The sequence below is a fragment of the Lentzea nigeriaca genome, from assembly GCF_016907955.1.
In the GTDB taxonomy this organism is placed as follows: Bacteria; Actinomycetota; Actinomycetes; order Mycobacteriales; family Pseudonocardiaceae; genus Lentzea; species Lentzea nigeriaca.
Genome location: NZ_JAFBCX010000018.1, coordinates 109,439 through 126,936 on the forward strand (window position 1 = coordinate 109,439; position 17,498 = coordinate 126,936).

Annotated in this window: 17 protein-coding genes and 1 pseudogene; 8 read left to right on the forward strand and 10 right to left on the reverse strand. The window is 70.4% G+C overall.

Annotated elements, in window-relative coordinates; all coding sequences use genetic code 11:
* Window positions 1-2: 2 nt before the first annotated feature.
* The 4 genes from JOD27_RS37995 to ppk2 are packed head-to-tail and all read left to right on the forward strand — an operon-like array spanning window position 3 to window position 4,159.
* Window positions 3-458 (forward strand): universal stress protein, encoded by a 456-nt coding sequence (locus JOD27_RS37995; RefSeq protein WP_204767192.1) that lies wholly within the window; start codon window positions 3-5, stop codon window positions 456-458.
* The gene (locus tag JOD27_RS38000; protein ID WP_204767193.1) at window positions 455-859 is read left to right on the forward strand and encodes a CBS domain-containing protein; all 405 of its coding nucleotides are present in this window, start codon (window positions 455-457) and stop codon (window positions 857-859) included. Before JOD27_RS37995 ends, JOD27_RS38000 begins: the two co-directional genes overlap by 4 nt.
* Complete coding sequence (locus tag JOD27_RS38005; RefSeq protein WP_204767194.1) at window positions 840-3,368, forward strand: HAD-IC family P-type ATPase; 2,529 nt, start codon at window positions 840-842, stop codon at window positions 3,366-3,368. The genes JOD27_RS38000 and JOD27_RS38005 overlap by 20 nt, the downstream gene beginning before the upstream one ends.
* Complete coding sequence (gene ppk2 / locus JOD27_RS38010; RefSeq protein ID WP_204767195.1) at window positions 3,365-4,159, forward strand: polyphosphate kinase 2; 795 nt, start codon at window positions 3,365-3,367, stop codon at window positions 4,157-4,159. Before JOD27_RS38005 ends, ppk2 begins: the two co-directional genes overlap by 4 nt.
* Before the next feature lie 284 nt (window positions 4,160-4,443).
* Here ppk2 and JOD27_RS38015 read toward each other — a convergent pair whose 3' ends face one another.
* Window positions 4,444-4,995 carry a DoxX family membrane protein gene (locus JOD27_RS38015; RefSeq protein ID WP_204767196.1) on the reverse strand — a complete coding sequence of 184 codons (552 nt, stop codon included), beginning with the start codon at window positions 4,993-4,995 and terminating at the stop codon, window positions 4,444-4,446.
* A gap of 101 nt (window positions 4,996-5,096) precedes the next feature.
* Window positions 5,097-6,092, reverse strand: a complete 996-nt coding sequence (locus JOD27_RS38020; RefSeq protein ID WP_204767197.1) for an Acg family FMN-binding oxidoreductase — start codon at window positions 6,090-6,092, stop codon at window positions 5,097-5,099.
* Window positions 6,093-6,279: 187 nt separating this feature from the next.
* Between JOD27_RS38020 and JOD27_RS38025 the strand changes: the two genes are divergently transcribed.
* The 3 genes from JOD27_RS38025 to JOD27_RS38035 all read left to right on the forward strand — a co-directional run bounded on the left by JOD27_RS38025 (window position 6,280) and on the right by JOD27_RS38035 (window position 8,245).
* A complete protein-coding gene (locus tag JOD27_RS38025; protein WP_204767198.1) occupies window positions 6,280-6,966 on the forward strand; it encodes a CBS domain-containing protein in 687 nt (228 codons plus the stop codon).
* Between the two features lie 7 nt (window positions 6,967-6,973).
* Entirely contained in the window at window positions 6,974-7,582 is a 609-nt protein-coding gene (locus JOD27_RS38030) for a CBS domain-containing protein (RefSeq protein ID WP_239570831.1), read from the forward strand.
* 387 nt (window positions 7,583-7,969) lie between these two features.
* Entirely contained in the window at window positions 7,970-8,245 is a 276-nt protein-coding gene (locus JOD27_RS38035; protein ID WP_204767199.1) for a hypothetical protein, read from the forward strand.
* A gap of 50 nt (window positions 8,246-8,295) precedes the next feature.
* Here JOD27_RS38035 and JOD27_RS38040 read toward each other — a convergent pair whose 3' ends face one another.
* Window positions 8,296-8,892 carry a short chain dehydrogenase gene (locus tag JOD27_RS38040; protein ID WP_204767200.1) on the reverse strand — a complete coding sequence of 199 codons (597 nt, stop codon included), beginning with the start codon at window positions 8,890-8,892 and terminating at the stop codon, window positions 8,296-8,298.
* 69 nt (window positions 8,893-8,961) lie between these two features.
* Here JOD27_RS38040 and JOD27_RS38045 point away from each other — a divergent pair.
* A pseudogene (locus JOD27_RS38045) lies at window positions 8,962-9,741 on the forward strand (LysR family transcriptional regulator); the annotation flags it as partial.
* Here the strand turns inward: JOD27_RS38045 and JOD27_RS38050 are convergent.
* The 7 genes from JOD27_RS38050 to JOD27_RS38080 all read right to left on the reverse strand — a co-directional run bounded on the left by JOD27_RS38050 (window position 9,722) and on the right by JOD27_RS38080 (window position 17,496).
* On the reverse strand, window positions 9,722-11,377 hold the full coding sequence (locus JOD27_RS38050) for a PucR family transcriptional regulator (RefSeq protein ID WP_204767201.1): 1,656 nt from the start codon (window positions 11,375-11,377) through the stop codon (window positions 9,722-9,724). The pseudogene JOD27_RS38045 and the gene JOD27_RS38050 sit on opposite strands and share 20 nt — an antisense overlap.
* Window positions 11,378-11,397: 20 nt before the next feature.
* Entirely contained in the window at window positions 11,398-12,495 is a 1,098-nt protein-coding gene (menC, locus tag JOD27_RS38055; protein ID WP_204767202.1) for an o-succinylbenzoate synthase, read from the reverse strand.
* A complete protein-coding gene (locus JOD27_RS38060) occupies window positions 12,492-13,244 on the reverse strand; it encodes a GNAT family N-acetyltransferase (protein WP_204767203.1) in 753 nt (250 codons plus the stop codon). Before JOD27_RS38060 ends, menC begins: the two co-directional genes overlap by 4 nt.
* On the reverse strand, window positions 13,241-14,305 hold the full coding sequence (locus tag JOD27_RS38065; RefSeq protein ID WP_204767204.1) for a M20 family metallopeptidase: 1,065 nt from the start codon (window positions 14,303-14,305) through the stop codon (window positions 13,241-13,243). The genes JOD27_RS38060 and JOD27_RS38065 overlap by 4 nt, the downstream gene beginning before the upstream one ends.
* A gap of 435 nt (window positions 14,306-14,740) precedes the next feature.
* Window positions 14,741-15,667 carry a hypothetical protein gene (locus tag JOD27_RS38070; protein ID WP_204767205.1) on the reverse strand — a complete coding sequence of 309 codons (927 nt, stop codon included), beginning with the start codon at window positions 15,665-15,667 and terminating at the stop codon, window positions 14,741-14,743.
* Between the two features lie 135 nt (window positions 15,668-15,802).
* Window positions 15,803-17,065: a cytochrome P450 gene (locus JOD27_RS38075; RefSeq protein ID WP_204767206.1), complete on the reverse strand. Its 1,263-nt coding sequence runs from the start codon at window positions 17,063-17,065 to the stop codon at window positions 15,803-15,805.
* A gap of 188 nt (window positions 17,066-17,253) precedes the next feature.
* Window positions 17,254-17,496: a hypothetical protein gene (locus JOD27_RS38080; RefSeq protein ID WP_204767207.1), complete on the reverse strand. Its 243-nt coding sequence runs from the start codon at window positions 17,494-17,496 to the stop codon at window positions 17,254-17,256.
* Window positions 17,497-17,498: the final 2 nt, after the last annotated feature.

Consider the following 17,498-nt stretch of genomic DNA (forward strand, 5'->3'; position numbering starts at 1 on the left):
CAGTGAGCACGAACTCAGCCCCTGTCGTCGTCGGTGTCGACGGGACACCGGCATCGGACCGAGCGCTCCAGTGGGCGATGGACGAGGCGGTCGTGCGCGGCTGCCCGCTCACCGTCGTCAACGCCTGGACGTACGAGCCGTTGACGGACTGGCACGAGACCAGCGCCCAGCAGGCGCAGGCCGACTCGGAAGCGGTGGTCGAGAAGGCGGTGCACGCGGCGTCGGCCGGTCGCGCGGACGTGCCCGAGATCGTCCGGCAGAGCCTGCGCGGCTACGCGGCCGCGGTGCTGGAGACGGCGTCGGAAGGTGCGGCGATGCTGGTTGTCGGATCGCACACCGGACATCCGGTCCGTCAGATCGTGCTGGGCTCGACCAGCATGCACTGCGTGCGGCACGCTCACGCCCCGGTCGTCGTCATCCCGGTGCGTGACCGCGAACTTGCGGAGACGAGCCGATGAAGGCGAGGGAGGTGGTGGTGCGGCCCCTCGTGTCCGTGGGGCCGCGTGACTTCGCCCGCCACGCCGAGGGACTCATGGACGACTTCGGGTTCACGATGCTGCCCGTGATCGACGAGGGCGGCGTGTTCCTCGGCGTGGTGACGAAGTCCGGTTGCGTGCTGGGCCGGAACGGCGTGGAGTCACCGCACGTCGAGCACGTGATGTCGCAACCGAAGCTGACCGCGGGCCCGGACATGGACGCGGAGACGCTCTTCAGCGCGATGAGCCTCTACGAGGTGCTTTGCGTGCCGGTCCTCGACCAGGGAAGGGTCATCGGCATGGTCACCAGGCGCGACGTCCTGGAGGCGCTCAGCCACGACGATCCCCATCTGCGAGCCGGTCATGCCGGTCACCACGGCTGACCGCGACGCCGTCGGGCATCACGGTCTGCCGGTGCCCGACGTCGTGCTGCTCACGGAAACCGACTCGGACTCCGGGCTCTCGACCGAGCGGTGGCGGCAGCGGCTGGCCGAACTCGGGCCGAACGAGCTGCCGCCGCGGCGCGGGCAGAGCTGGGTGGTGCGACTGCTGCTGCAGCTGCACCACCCGTTGATCTACGTGCTGCTCGCCGCCGCGACGATCACCGCCGCGCTGGGCGAGGTCGTGGACGCCTCCGTGGTGTTCGGTGTCGTCGTGGTCAACGCGATCATCGGCTTCGTCCAGGAGGCCCGTGCCGAACGTGCGCTGGACGCGCTGGTCGCGATGGTGCGCACCGAGGTGACCGTCGTGCGCGACGGCGTGAGCGCGCGGGTGCCGTCGGCCGAGCTGGTGCCCGGTGACGTCGTGCTGCTCGACGCGGGTGACCAGGTGGGCGCCGATCTGCGGCTGGTCGGCGCGCGGGAGCTGCGCGTGGACGAGTCGGCGCTGACCGGCGAGTCCGTGCCGGTGACCAAGGATCCTCTTGTGCTGCCGCCGGACACCGCGCTGGCGGACCGCGCCAACATGGCCTACTCCGGCACGCTGGTGACGTCCGGCAGCGGCCGCGGGGTCGTGGTGGCCACCGGTGCCGAGACCGAGATCGGTCGCGTGCACCGGCTCGTGAGCACGACGGCGACCGTGCAGACGCCGTTGACCCGCAAGCTCGCGCACTTCAGCCAGGTGCTGACGGTCGTGATCCTGGGCCTCGCCGCGTTCAGCGTGGTGGTCGGCGTGCTGCGCGGCGAACCGTTCGCGGAAATGGTCACGGCCGCCGTGGCGCTGGCCGTCGGCGCGATCCCCGAGGGACTGCCCGCCGCGGTCACCGTGACGCTCGCGATCGGGGTGTCGAGGATGGCGCGGCGCAACGCGATCATCAGGCGGCTGCCCGCGGTGGAGACGCTGGGCAGCACCACGGTGATCTGCACGGACAAGACCGGAACGCTCACCGCCAACGCCATGACCGTGAACGCGGTCGTGGCTCGCGGAGTGCGGTACGACGTGGCCGGAATCGGTTATGTGCCAACAGGAACGTTCACACCTCCGGCGAACGCGGCCGTGCGCGACTGCCTGCTCGCCGGACTGGCGTGCAACGACGCCAGGATCGTCGAGGACGGCGGACGCTGGCTGCCAGTGGGCGACCCGACCGAGGCCGCGCTCGTGGTGGCCGCGCGGAAGGCGGGCCTGACCGGCGAGGACGTGCCGCGGCGGGTCGACGTGCTGCCGTTCAGCTCGGAACGGCTGTTCATGGCGACCAGGCACGCGAACGACGTGATCTACGTGAAGGGCGCCGTCGAACGCGTTCTGGAGCTCGCCGGGCGCGAGCACAGCGCCGAGGCGGAACACCTCGCGGCCGCCGGGCTGCGGGTGCTCGCGATCGGCCGCGCGGCCGGCGCCGACCTGACCGAGGAAGGCCTGCGGGGCACCGTGGAACTGCTCGGCTTCGTCGCGATGCACGACCCGGCCCGCCCCGAGGCGATCGAGGCCGTCCACGCCTGCCAGGCCGCTGGGATCGAAGTCAAGATGATCACCGGCGACCACCCCGCCACGGCACGGGCCATCGCGGCGGAGTTCGGCATCTCCGACGTGCACGCCCGCGTCGCACCGGAGGAGAAACTGAGGCTGGTCAAGCAGTTCCAGGCGGACGGCCAGATCGTCGCCATGACCGGCGACGGCGTGAACGACGCTCCGGCGTTGCGGCGGGCGGACATCGGCGTGGCGATGGGCCGCGGCGGCACGGAGGTCGCCAAGCAGGCGGCGGACATGGTGCTGACCGACGACAACTTCGCCTCGATCCGCGCCGCCGTCGAGGAAGGCCGGGCCGTCTTCGACAACCTGCGCAAGTTCATCATCTGGACGTTGCCGACGAACATGGCGGAAGGCCTGGTGATCCTCACCGCGATCCTGCTCGGCGCGGCACTGCCGATCCTGCCGGTGCAGATCCTGTGGATCAACATGACGACCGCTGTCGCTTTGGGACTGACGCTCGCCTTCGAGCCGCGCGAACCGGACGTGATGCGCAGACCGCCGCTGCCGCCGTCGTTGCCGCTGCTGACGCGCACGCTGGTGGGCCGGATCCTGTTCGTGTCGGCGATCCTGCTGGCGTGCTCGTTCTGGGCGTTCCGCTGGCAGTTGTCGACGGGCGCGTCGCTGGAGGTCGCGCGCACGGTCGCGGTCAACGTGTTCGTCGGCGCCCAGATCGCCTACCTCGCCAACTGCCGTTCGCTGGTGCGGATCCGCCCGCGCACCGGCCCGAACCGCTGGCTGCTCGTGGGCGTGGCGCTGACCATCGGCCTGCAGCTGCTGCTGACCTACGTGCCGTTCATGAACTCGCTGTTCCACACGGCCCCGCTCGGCTGGCAGCCGTGGCTCGTGGTGTTCGGGTTGAGCGCGGTCTCGTACGTGCTGGTGGAGCTGGACAAGTGGCGGCACCGCCTGCTGCGGGGTTCGCGATGAAGCGCGAGGTCTACGAACGGGAGCTGCTGCGGCTGCAGATCGAGCTGGTGCGACTGCAGGAGTGGGTGCGCGACACCGGCGCCCGGCTCGTGGTCCTGTTCGAGGGCAGGGACGCGGCGGGCAAGGGCTCGGCGATCAAACGGATCACCGAGCACCTCAACCCGCGCGTCGCGCGGATCGCGGCCCTGCCCGCGCCGAGCGAACGCGAGCGCACCCAGTGGTACTTCCAGCGTTACGTCGCCCATCTGCCCGCGGCCGGCGAGATCGTGCTGTTCGACCGCAGCTGGTACAACCGCGCTGGAGTCGAACGGGTGATGGACTTCTGCACGCCGGAGGAGCACAGGGTGTTCCTCCGGCAGTGCCCGGTGTTCGAGCGGATGCTCGTGGAGGACGGGCTGCTGCTGCGCAAGTACTGGTTCTCGGTCAGCGACGCCGAGCAGGAGCGCCGCTTCCGCAAGCGCCTCTCGGACCCGTTGAAGCGGTGGAAGCTCTCGCCGATGGACCTCGAGTCGTTCGCGCGCTGGGAGGACTACTCCCGCGCCAAGGACGAGATGATGGTGCACACCGACATCGCCGAATCCCCTTGGTACGTGGTCGAAGGAGACGACAAGCGGCGCGCGCGGATCAACATGATCGCGCACCTGCTCGGCACGATCGAGCGCCACGAGGTGAAGGCACCGGAGATCGTGTTGCCGCAACGCCCGCCGTCACAGGGCTATCGCCGCACGCCGCGCGTGTTGCAACGCGAGGTGCCCGACTGGGCCGCTGGGCTCGATGACCAGCCCCGGTGAGCTGAACCGCCGCCTCGACACCGCGGCCGCCCACGCGTCCGCGAACGTCCCCGTCGTCCGCCCGGACGACACCGTTGAAACGGCACTGCAAGGCCTGCTGGGCAAGCGGTTCGACAGCGCCGCGGTGCTCGCCGTGTGCCGAGGCGACGTGCTGGCGGGCGAGAAGTGGCGTCTGCAAGTACCGCCAACTCGACATCAACGGGCACTTTTCTACTACCAACAGCTCCGGACGCGGGTTGCGGGCGACACTTCAGGAAACGGGGCGCCCCGTTTCCGTGCTGCCGTCACCGCAGCCAGGGGTTGGACTTCACGAACGGCAGACCGCCCCACCAGCTCGCGACGCTCCACGTGATGGCGGACGCCGTGGCGGCCACCGCGATCAGCACCAGCGCGTAGACGATGTGGTAGTCGATGACGGGGTTGGTGGACATCGTGAGCTCACCGGCGGCGTTGTGCTGCGCTGGCGGCCACTCGGCGGCCCACATCAGCAGCATCATCACCGAACCGGCGACGGCGGCGAGCCGCAGGCCGATGCCGAGCACCAGCGCGACGCCGATCGCCAGCAGCCCCACCATGAACAGCGTGTCGGCCCACCAGGCGCCGGCCCAGCCGCGGAACGTCTCCTGGAACGGTCCGGCGTCGACGCGACCGAGGAACCCCTTGGTGGGCGAGCCACCGGAGAACCACGCGTTCTTGGACTGCGTGGCGTACCCGAGGCCGAAGGCCTTGTCGAAGAACGCCCACAGGAACAGCAGACCCGTCGCGATGCGCAGCACCGCCAGGGACGCGGCGCCAACCTCGGTGCGCGTGCGCACAGCTGCGTGAACAGTGGACATCGTTACCTCCCAATTGTTTTCGATTCACCGGCGGCGTGGTTCGAGCTTCACTCGCGGGCGGACGACGGCGGGCGGCGGTGACCTCAGCGAGCGGCGGGTGGTCACTGCCGTTCCTGACCGGTGAGGACGTCGACGAGGGGGCGGCGGGGCGTGGCGGGCAGCGGGTCGGCGTTGAAGGCGGCCCAGCCGACGCGGATCACGAGCTGCGGGCAGGTCGACCCGCCGAGCACCTGGTCGCGCACGAGTTCCCTGGTCTCGACGACCTCGAGCGGCTGGCTGAGCGGGCACGTCGCGAGCCCTGCCGACGTGGCCTCGAGCAGCACCGCGCTGGTCGCCTCACCGGCGCGCAACCGCGACAGCACGTCGTCGGACGAGGTGCTCAGCACCAGCAACGACCCGGCGTCCTGGCCGAGCAGCCGGTTGTCGGCCTGGAGCAGCTCACCGGGCGCGAACTCGCGCAACCGCAGATCGCCGTACTGCCGCGACCCGGCCGGGATGTTCGCGGCGGGAACGCCCGCGGACGCGCCGGGGTAGACACCGCTCCACTCGCGGATCTCGGCCCGGTACGCCGGATCCGACTCCTGTGCTTCGGCGGCCGTCACGATCGCCGCCAGGAGTTCGGAACGGGCCGTGCCGACGACCTCGTGGGCTTCCACGCCTTCGGCACGCGCGGCCCTGACGAGCTGGTCGATGATCCCGTCGGGCACGGACCACGACGAGAACGCGCGACGGTCCGTGCGCCGGCGCGGAATCGCCGCCGCGAGGGCGATGTGCGGCTCCCGGGGCTCGCGCTCCTCGAACTCGACGGCGGCGAGGTGGTCCGGCATCGCGGGGTTGGGCAGCCGGTGCACGACCGCCTTCCACCCCAGCGCGGCCAGCCCGACGCGCAGGTGGTGCAACGCGGCACCGCAGCTCACGACCAGATCCGCGCCCAGCGGGTCGATCGCGGGCAGGTTGCGCGCGAGGTCGGCGTAAAGGTGCAGGCTGTGCGCGCCGAGTTCCCAGCGCCACGGCTGGGAGTTGTGCACCGAGGGCGCGCGGCAGGCGAGTGCCAGTGCCGCCCGCACCGTGTTCTCGTCCGGCTGACCGCGGTCCATCCGGCTCACCTCCAGGTCGAAGTCCCCTCGCACAAACCTCGCAGCGCCGCGGGTCGCGGGTGAGGGGCCTAGGTCCCCGGCGAGGAGGGACCGGGGTCCCGCGCGGCGACGCCTTTGGCACGTGTCCGCCGGTTTCCACCGCGGGAAGGCTGGAGTGGACCTGAATTGCGGATCGCCGGAGGGTGTCATGCGTGAACCGACTGTTTCCTCGCTGATGACGCGTGAGGTGATCACGGCGGACGTCGGCACCTCGTTCAAGGAGCTCGTACAACTGCTGGAGGACAACAGGATCAGCGCAGTGCCGGTCCTCGACGGCGGCTATCCCGTCGGCGTTGTGTCGGAGGCCGACCTGATGCCGAAGGAGGAGTACCGGGGCGGCACGAGCGAGGCACCCGGCCTGTTCGCCGGGCGTGCGGAGAAGCACCGCTTCGAGCAGTCCGCCGGAGTGACCGCCCGCGACGTGATGACCAGCCCGGTCAAGAGCATCGCGCCGGACACCACGGCCGGCGCCGCGGCACGGGAGCTCGCCTCCTCCGGTGTGCGCCGGTTGTTCGTCATGGACTCCGACGGCGCGCTGGTCGGCGTGCTGTCCCGTCGCGACCTGCTGAAGCTCTTCCTGCGCGAGGACGAGGAGCTGCGCACGGTGATCCGGGACGAGATCTTCGGCCGGTTGCTGTGGGTGGACCCGTTCAGCGTCGACATCGAGGTGACCGAGGGCGTCGTGACGATGGACGGAGACCTCGAACGCCAGAGCGAGGTCGAGATCGCCGAACACCTCGTGCGGTCGTTGCCGGGCGTGGTGGACGTGCACAACCGGTTGCGGCCGCAGTGGAACGACACCGTGCACACCCGCCAGACCGAGATCTTCGGGTGAGGCCGGCATGAGGACGCGAGACGTGATGACGACCGGGGTCGTGGTCGTCAACCCGGAGACCCCCGCACGCGAAGCCGCCCGGCTGCTCGCCGATCACGGGTACACCGCGCTGCCCGTGGTCGACGAGTCCGGCGACCTGGTCGGCATCGTCAGCGAGGCGGAGCTGCTGCGCGACCGGCTGCCGCAGGACCCGCGCTGGCTGGTGCACGGCGAACCGCCCGTGGCGCGGCACGTTCCGGCGGACCTGGTGTCCGAGGTGATGACGAAGCCGCGCACGGTGACGCCGAACACCGACCTCGCCGAGGTCGCCGATCTGATGCTGGAGCACGGCATCCGCAGCGTGCCGGTGGTGCGCGACGGACGTCTGGCCGGCATCGTGACCCGGCGCGACCTGCTGCGCTCGATCAGCCGTGCGGACTGGATCATCGAAGCCGAGATCCGGCACCGCCTCTGCCTGGTCGGCGACCCGCACCGGTGGACGGTGGAGGTGACCGGCGGCAGAGTGTCGATCGCGGACAAGATGGACAACCCTGCCGACCGGCACGTCGCCGAGGTGCTCGCCCGTGCGACCGCGGGCGTGACCGACGTCCGGATCGCCGCACCGGAACGGAGCTGACGTGGCCGGTGCGGCGTGGGCCGACCTGGCCTTGCGGCCTGGTTCAGGTCATAGGCACGCACCATGGTCTGCTGCACCGAGTTGCCGCCGGCGTCGGTCGCGTTGGCGCGCAACGACACCGTGCGGGCGTTCGGCGGATGGTGCAGGACCGCGTCCCACCCACTTCCGTCGGGATGAGCTGAACGGGGAACCAGGTGGTGCCTTCGTCCTGGGAGGCGAACACCGGAGGAGGGCGGCGCAACGGCGAGTGACACGCACGGTCCGCACGTGACCGCCCAAGCTCGGAGTCGCGTGCCGATTGGTCTATGCCAATTTGGGTCGCAGCACAGGGGCCGGCCGCGAATGGCCCCTTACCCAGGGCCGGGTTATTGGTGTAGACCAATTGACATGCCCAAGTTCGCCCACTTCAGCCTGGACGGAGTGCGCAGGCTGAGCAGCGTCGCGGAGTTCAGCGTGACGGACCCGGCCGTCACGCTGATCCGCGTCGACCGCCTCGGCGTGGTCCACCAGGCGAGAACAGCGGTCGAGAAGCGCGCCATGCTCACCGCCGCGTCGGACGGCGACCTGGTGCTGGCGGGTGGACGTGAGGTGGTCGCGGTCGACGACCTTCCCGCGGCGCGCGCTCAGGCGTGCAGGACCGCGGTGTTCTCGAACATCCGGTAGGCCGGGGTGCGGCCTGCCCTCGTCGACCGCCTGCTCGGTCACCTGCACGTTCAGAGCACGTAGACCTGCCCGGTCTGCCGTCCCTCGATCGATCGGACGTACGCCTGCACCACGTCGGCCAGCGGCACGGGCTTCATGCCGGGGAAGAAGTCGCCGTAGGCGTCGAGTGCCTCGGTGAACACGGTCGGGCTGACCGCGTTGATCCGCTGCGGCGCGATCTCGATGGCGGCAGCACGGACGAACGCCTCCACAGCGCCGTTGGCGAGCGACGCAGCAGCACCGGTGACGATCGGTTCGCGCGCGAGCACGCCGGTGATGAGCGTGAACGATCCGCTTGGCGTGACGTGTGTGAGACCTTCCCTCACGAGCGCGACCTGCGACAGCACCTTGCCGGTGAACGCCGCCTGGTAGTCCTGCGCGGTCAGCTCCGTGAGCGGCTTGAACGGCACCGAGCCCGCCGCACTCGCCACGGCGTCGACCTGGCCGACCGTCTGGTACAGCTCGGCCACCTGGGCCGGGTCGGTCACGTCGTACTGCAGGTCGCCTCCGGTGCGGGAGACGGTGACGACATCGTGCTTGCGTTCGGCGAGCTCCTGGTGGACAGCGGTGCCGAGCAGACCGGTGGCTCCTACGAGCAGAATCCTCATGCCGTCGACGCTAGGTCCGCTTACCGTGCGAGTGAAATGCCGTTCACGCAGCACTTATGATCGGCAGTTATGAATGTCGAGCTGCGTCACCTCCGCGCGCTGGCCGCCATCGGCGACCACCGGTCGATCACGGCGGCCGCGGAGTCGTTGCACGTCACGCAGCCCGCTCTCTCGCGCACACTCGACCAGTTCGAACGGCGTCTCGGCGTGCGGCTCGTGGAACGGACCACCCGCCACATCGCCCTGACCGGCACCGGCCACCGCCTGTGGGAGCACAGCCACCGCATCCTCGCCGAACTCGACACCGCGTTGGCAGAGGCGGTGCGACCCCAACCGCTGCGGCTGACCTTCGCCTGGGCCGCGCTCGGCCGGTTCACCATCCCGTTCCTGCGGGAATGGCGCGCGCGGCACCCGGACGTGCTCGTCCGCATCCGCCGGTCCGACGACCCCGAGGCGGCCCTGCGGCGCGGCGAGGCGGACGTCGCGGTGTTGCGCACCGAGCCCACGGGATCCGGGGTGGATCACGTGGCGTTGATCGAGGAACCCCGTGTCGCGGCGGTCGCGGACGACCACCCGCTCGCCAGCCGTGAGGCGATCGCGCTCGGCGACCTGGTGGACGAGTGCGTCGCCATGTGCGAGACGGCGGGGACGACGACCGCCGATCTCTGGCCGGCCGGGGCGCGGCCTCGGTCCGTGGACGTGCCCGGTGTCGTCGAGTGGCTCACGTCGATCTCGACCGGCGCGACGGTCGGCGTCACGGCCGCCGGTACCAGCCACCACAACCCGCACCCCGGCGTGACCTACCTGCCGCTCACCGACGCCGAACCGATCACCGTGCACCTGGCTTGGCCGGCGCCGGCGGCGCATCCGTCGACGGCGGCGTTCGTGGCGCTGGCCCAGCGGCACCTGGCCGCCACAGACGCAGCTGCAGCATCGCCGCGAACCGCGCGTCCGGATCGCTGAGATCGATCTCCCCGACCTCCGCCAGCCGCCGCAGCCGGTAGCGGAACGTGTTGGGGTGCACGAAAACGGCGGCAGAGGCGGCCGCCACGTCGCCGAACGCGTCGAGCCACGCGCTGAGCGTCTCGACGAGGCAGGCGCTGTGCCTGCGGTCGTAGTCGATCAGCCGCGCGACCGGCCCGGTCAGTGTGTCACCGCGTGAGGCGATCAGGTCGGACAGCTCCAGCAGCAGTCCTTCACCGTGCACATCGGACACTCGCGCCACCGGGGTGGAAGCCCGCCCGGCACGCAGCACCCGCAGCACGAGGTCGGCACCGGCACGCGACCGCGAGAGGGATGAGCCGACCTGGCCGACGCCCACGAGAACGCGATCCCCGATGCGGCTGCGGAAGTCCGTCGCGATGCGCAGCGCCCGGTCCTCCGACTCCACCGGCAGGATCGCGTAGACGACATCACTGATCAACGCGGCGGCCGCACGCGGATGGACGGCGGTCAGGTGCATCGCGAACGCGTCGGCGACCTGCTGCCGCTCCGCCAGCAACCGGGCATGCGAGGCGGGATCGTCGTCGTGCGACTGCGCCGACGCGAGCGCCAGCACCACACACGCCTGGTCCGCGAGCCCGAGCCGGCGCACCGCCTCGGCCGCGCCGGGCCCGCCTTCCACGGCGGTCGAGACCAGGTCCGCACGCAGCCGTCGTTCGACGTCGGCGCCCGCCCGTTGCCGCATCATGTGCAACGCCACGAGCTTCGCCGCGTCGCAGAGCGCCTGCGACCGGTCGGCCGGCAGCGGTGAGCGGACCGCGGCCCAGATCGAGCCGAGGAACTCGTCACCCGCCCTGACCGCCACGGCGATCCGGGGCAGGCACAGCGTTCCGTCGTCGGCGGGCAGGCCCTCGATGTAGACGGGCTGGTCGCTGCGGTAGAGCTGCTGGAACACCCCGCGTGCCTCGAGCATCTGCGAGTACCGCGCGGGTACCTGCCTGCCGAGGATCGTCTCGACCCTCGACTGGTCGGCTTCGTCCTGGTGCCCCGAGAACGCGAGGACGCGCGAGCTGCGGTCCTCGATCGTCACCGGGGCGGCGATCAGCGACGCCACGGCGTTGGCCAGGGCGAACAGGTCCCCGGCCGGCACGCCGCCGAGCGTCTCGGACGGGTCCACCTCGCCCTCGGCCAGCAACGACCGGAGCATGGCGGCGAGCTGCGTCCAGGACGCGCCCGGCGCCAGGCCGAGCAGTGCGACGCCGGAGCGGTCGACGGCGGCGGCGATCTCGTCGGTGACGTCGACCGGCCCGCGCACGACGAGGGCCGCCGCGCCCGCCTCGCCCAACCGGTCCAGCAGTTCCGCCGGGTCCCGCACGCCGACGCCCAGCACGAGTGCCGACGGCGGCAGCACCTGGTCGTCGTACGGATCGAGGATGACCACGCCACCGATGTCGGCCGCCCGGCCCGGATCGCCGCGGACCAGGTCGATCAGCGTGGTGCCGAGGTCGTCCAGGACACGGCCGAGGCCTGTTCGCGGACTCATGACACCACCATGCCAACCGTCTACAGAGGAATCCACTCCGTCTTCACCGTGACGGCGTCGAGCGCGTCCGGCAACGGCGCCACGCCGAGCCCCGGTCCGGTCGGAACGGTCAGGTGGCCGTCGTCGAGCACGAACGGTTCGGTGACGTCCATCCGGTAGTAGCGGTCCGACGCCGACGTGTCACCGGGCAGCGTGCAGCCGGGCAACGCCGCCAGCGCCACGTTCGCCGCCCGCCCGATACCCGTTTCGAGCATGCCGCCGCACCACACCGCGATACCGTGCGCCGCGCACACGTCGTGGATGCGGCGCGCCTCCAGATAGCCGCCGACCCTGCCAGGCTTGATGTTGACGACCTGGCAGGCGCCGAGCGTGATCGCGTCGGCGGCGGACCGGGCCGAGGTGATCGACTCGTCGAGGCAGATCGGCGTGCGCACCACCTTCGCGAGCTCCGCGTGCGCCAGGATCTCCTCCTCCGGCAGCGGCTGCTCGATCAGCAGCAGCTCGAACGGGTCGAGCTTGGCGAGGTGCCGTGCGTCGGCGAGCGTGTAGGCCGTGTTGGCGTCGACCTGCAGCAGCACGTCGCCGAACCGTTCCCGGACAGCGCGCACCGGCTCGACGTCCCAGCCCGGCTCGATCTTCAGCTTGATCCGGACGTATCCCTCGTCGACGTAGCCGCGGACCGCGTCCAGCAGCTCGGGGATCGAGTTCATGATCCCGACCGACACCCCGCACGGCACGCGGTCGCGGACCGCTCCCAGCTCACGACCGAACGACACGCCACGTGTGCGCAGTTCGGCGTCCAGCACCGCCATCTCCAACGCGCCCTTGGCCATCCGATGCCCGTGGAAGTGCGCCAGCCGAGGAGCGACCGACACCCCGTCGACGGGCCCGGTCAGCGCCGGGACCAGGAACCGGCGCAGCACGTCCGCGCAGCCTTCGAGATATTCCGACGAGTACACCGGCTCGGCCATCGCCACGCACTCGCCCCAGCCCTCGCCCTCGTCCGTGACGGCACGCAGCAGCAACAACGACCGCACGGTCTGCGTGCCGAACGACGTCCGGAACGGCGACTTCAACGGCATCTCGACCCAGCGCAGCTCGACCCCGGTCAGCTTCACGACTCGCTGCTCCTCTCCACGACATACCACCCGGACCTGTCGAACCCGGTGATGCGGGCGCCCTCGGTGAGCAGCCCGCCGAGCACGCCGCGCACGGCGTGACGCCACTCGTGTGCCGCGGCCGGGTTCGTGGCCCGCAGCGACTCGATGTCCGCCGGCACCGCGACCAGGACGGTATGCCCTTCGATGGTTCCCGGCACCGGCATCCCGTCGGCGGAGATCCCGAGCGCGACCACTCCCTCGGCACTCACGGCACGTGGCTCACCGGCGGTCAGATCCCAGGTGACGAGGAGCCGATCGCTGTCCCCGCCGCCGTTGATGTCGTCGGACATCTGGCCGTACAGGTCCGGAAGGTAGGCGGTGGCGTCCGCGCCGAGCTTGGCGAGGTTGAAGTGGGCGTTGCGGCGCACCAGCGGGTCGAACGTCCAGGTGATCGTCCTGATCCCGCGTGCCAGTGCCCACTCCCGCTGGTCGAGCTTCAACGCGTGGCCGATGTTGCGCCCGCGCATGCCCGGCGCGACCCCGGCGATGTGGCTGTGCAACGACCTCTCCGCGGGTGGTGAGCAGAACCCCGCGCACGCGCCGACGAGGTCCTCGCCGTCGAAGGCGCCGGCCACGTAGTTGCCGGACTTGATCAGCGCCCGCATCAGCTCCGCGGTGACCGGGGGAGTGGACGAACGCCAGATCGACTCGTACAACCGTTGCGCGGCAAGGAGCTCCTTGTGCTCGGTGAGCTGTCGGACGATCATGTCAGCTCCCGCACGAGCGCGGTGAGCAACCTGGTGCGCGGAACGAGCTCGGACACCAGCACGTGCTCGCTCTCGGCATGCGCCCCACCACCGACGGCACCGAGGCCGTCGAGCGTCGGAATCCCCACGCCCGCGGTGAAGTTGCCGTCCGACGCGCCACCGACGGCGGCCCGCGCGAGCCCCGGAAGGAACCCGGAGGCCAGGTCGAACAACGCCGCGGACGCCGAGAGTTCCATCGGCGCGCGGTTCGGGCCGCCGGTGATCTCGACCTTGGCTCCGTCGAGCACGGGCTCCAACGCCCGCATGGCCTCGTCCACCCGCAGCTGCTCGGCGAGGTTCCGCACGCGCACGTCGACCATGAACTTCCCTTGTGCGGGCACGGTGTTCGTCGTCGTGCCCGCCGAAAGCACAGTCGGCACCACGGTGGTGCCCGCGGCGGCGTCCGCCAACCGCGACACGGCGAGGATCTGATACGCGGCCTCGATCGTCGCGTTCACACCGCGCTCGGGTTCGAGGCCGGCGTGGGCGGCGCGGCCGTGCAGCGTCACCTCGTACATGGACGTGCCCTTGCGCTCGGTCTTGAGCGCGCCGCCGTCCGCCGAACCCTCGGTGACGAGCACGGCCTCGTGCTCCAGCGCCTCGGTCTCGATCAGCCCGCGCGACGAGGGCGACCCGATCTCCTCGTCGCCGGTGATGAGAACCGTGACACCTTCGGAAGAACCCAGCGCCGCGACGGCGTGGAAGATCATCGCGACGCCGGTCTTCATGTCGAAGCAACCGGGCCCGCGCAGCACACCGTCGCGCACCTCGAACGGAATCCGCTCCAAAGTTCCGATCGGCCACACCGTGTCGTGATGCCCGAGCAGCAACACCCTGCGGGGCCCGGAACCCAGGCGCCACCGCAGATGCGTGCGGCCGTCGAGCACGATCCGTTCCGGTGGCGCGCCCAGCAGCGCGGACCCCACCTCGGCGGTGACGTCCGCGCTGCGGGCGACCGCCGCGAGGTCGGTGGACGGCGACTCGCACGTGACGAGCCGCTCGATGTCGTGGAGCAGATCCATGTCAGGAAACCTTCGGAGTAGCGCGGAGACCCATGTGCAGATACCTCTCACCGGCGGGCAGGGCGTAGGAGACGGCAGACGACCAGCTCGAGTTCTCCGATAGCCGGCACAGGAACCGCGAGTCGTCGAGCGGTACGAGATCGGCCTCCGAGGTCCTCGATCGTGGTCATTCCGCGGGTCCCCCAGGTCGGTTTCGGAACGGAGTGGCCGTCCCTCCTCCACGATCTTGCCCTGACGCACCACCGTGGTGCCGTGGCTCAACGCTAGGTTGGCCGCCCCACCTCCACCTCGTCGCAGCCGACGAATCCGGCCCTCCGGATCTGTCCGCGCCGACGAACCCGATCCTGGCCCGCCGTCCCCCGAAAACGATGAAGGAACGTTCATCCACGTGTGAGGTGGATGAACGTTCCCTTCATCGGTCACCAGGGCGCTTGATCAGCCGACCGGCGGCGCCATGTCGAACCAGTTGTAGCCCTCGACCAGCTGCGTGGTCGGCGCGGTCGAACCGGGCGTGGTGAGCTGCCAGCGGGTCACGGTGCGGTAGGTGCCGGGGATGGCGATGTCACCCAGGTCGTTGTCGGGGTTGTTCTTCGTCGGGACCCACTCGACGACGGTCTTCTTCGTCAGGGTCGCGTTGATCGTCGCGTAGTCGGACTGAGTCTTCAGATAGTCGCCGACGCCGTGGTCCGCGGCACGACCGGGGTCCACGTAGCGGACCTGCAGGGTGTCGCCGTTGAAGGAACCGTCGACCTGCATGAGCGTGACGATGTGGCCGCCACCGCGCTGCAGGCTGCCGGTCTTCGGGCCGGCCGAGTAACGGCCGTACACCATCTGCACCGGGCCGCGGGCGAGCTTGCGAGCGAGGTCGCCGCCGAAGTCCGCGGCGCCGTTGGTGTTCACTCCCGCCGCGACCGTGGCCCAGCCGGCGTCACGGGCGGGTTGAGCCGCGATGTTCCAGGCGGCACGCAGGTTGTACAGGTTGGTGCCGCCGTCGTACTCGGCGTCCTCGCCGATCCGCCAGATGGAGTTGGTGACGACGTTGTAGTCGGCCTGGTCCTGGGGGTCGAGGTTCTTGACCTTGGTGCTCAGCCAGCCGACCGGCGCGTTCTTCTCGTGGCCCCAGTAGTGCAGCACGTTGTACAGCGACGCCGGGCCGCAGTAGGCGCTGCCGTTGTTCTCCAGACCCGCGCGGTGCTGGTCGACGTCGCTGACCCCGCACTGCCTCACGGAGAAGTCCGGGCCCGCCAGGTCGGTGACCTTCGCGCACGGCGCCGGCTGGCCGATGACCGGGTCGGCGGACGCGACGGCCGGGAGCGCGAGGGTCGAGAGGGTGGCGGCGGCGATGATGGCCTTGCGGATCATGGTCCTTACCTTCCGTTCGCGGTTTGCGTTGGTAGGTAAAGACTCTTCGAACGCCGACACGAAGGCATGAGGGATGATCCCTCAACCCCGATGACGAGAAGTTGGGTGTATCAGGCCATCCCCCACCCGCCTCCGTCAAAGATCCAGCTGGGTCGGACTGGTGTCGTTGCCGAGGTGGATCGGCAGCGAGTGCAGCCCGTAGACGATGGAGAGCTTGCGGAACGACAGCGCGCCGGGGTCGACCGCGAGCCGCATCTCCGGGAAGCGGCGGGCGAGCGCCGGATACGCGATCCGCAGCTCCATCTTGGCGAGCTCGGCGCCGATGCAGCGGTGGGCGCCGTGCCCGAACGCGAGGTGCTGACCCGCTGCCCGCTCCGGGCGGATCTCGTCCGGGTTCGCGTACACGCTCGGATCGCGGTTGGCCTGCGACAGCGAGCACGCCACGATGTCACCCGCGCGGATCCGCGTGCCGGCGACCACGATGTCCTTGCGCGCGATGCGGAGGAACGCCACCTGCACGACGGACTGGTGCCGCAGCAGCTCGTCGACCACTCCGCCGACGGCCTCCTCGTCACCCCGCACGCGGTCGAACAGCTCGGGGGAGCGCAGCATCGCCAGGGTGCCGAGCGAGATCATGCTGGCCGTCGTCTCGAACCCGCCGGTGAGCAGCCCGTCGGCCAGCCCGGCCAGCTCGTCGTCGGCCAGCTCGTCACCGTGCTTGCGCACCAGCTCACCGAGCAGCCCGTCGGTCGGCGCCAGCCGCTGGGCGCGCACCAGCTCGCGGAAGTACACGACCGACTCCGACACCGCGGACAACGACGCCGTGGCCGCACCACCGAGGTCGAAACGGGCGACGCTGCGCCGCTGGAACTCCTCGCGCTCGCTCGCCGGCACGCCCAGCAGCTCGCAGATCGTGAGCGCGGGCACCGGCATCGCGAAGTCCTCGACGAGGTCGACAGGGCCGTCCTTCATGGACATCAGGTCGAGCTGGTCGTTGACGATGGCCTCGATGCGCGGGATCAGCCGCGAGAGCCGCCGCATGGTGAACTCGGGCGTCAGGACCTTGCGCAGCCGCGTGTGCTCCGGCGGGTCGCTGAACCCGAGCCCGCCCGGCGCCTCGTCGGCGAACAACCCCAGCTCCTTGAGGTTGCCGAAGTCGTTGCTGAACGAGTCGCTGTCGACCAGCACCTGCTTGGACGCCTCATATCCGGTCACGAGCCACACCGTCACCGGCAGCGGCAGCCGTGTGATCGGCCCGTGGGCCTGCATGCGCGCGAGCTCGGGCACGGGGTTCAACCCGTTGCGCCGCAGCGGCGCCAGCACGCGCGAGGGTACGAACCACGACGACTCGAGGTCGAACCCGGTCCGGCTGAGGTGCGCGAGCAGCCGTTTCCCCATCCATCCGGTCACACGCGAGCGCATTTCCGTCGCTGACTGCAGAACTTCCCTCATGAGGCGGCTGTCCCTTCGGCGGAAAGGATGGTCGTGGCTGCCGGTCGCCACCGGATCGGACAATAACGACGTGGCCGCTCGCGCGTCGTCATACCTGGGCCTAACGCGCCGTCATACTTTGGTCCAGATGTTGATCAGAACCAGTGCAGGCAGTGCGGCGGCTGTGCTGAGCGGAACACCAAGTCTGCCGTGAACGACGCCGTCGTGGTGTGTGAACGGCCGGGTCCGGCCCTGATCAACGTGCTCGGCGCGGAACCACGGGTGGCATCCCTGCGCCCAGCGTCCACCAGCGGCGCGGCCACGGCAACGTGCCGGGCAGCGTGAGCGCGGAGGACGAAGACGTCGACGTCCAGATCGGTCGTGGAACGGATCTTCACGG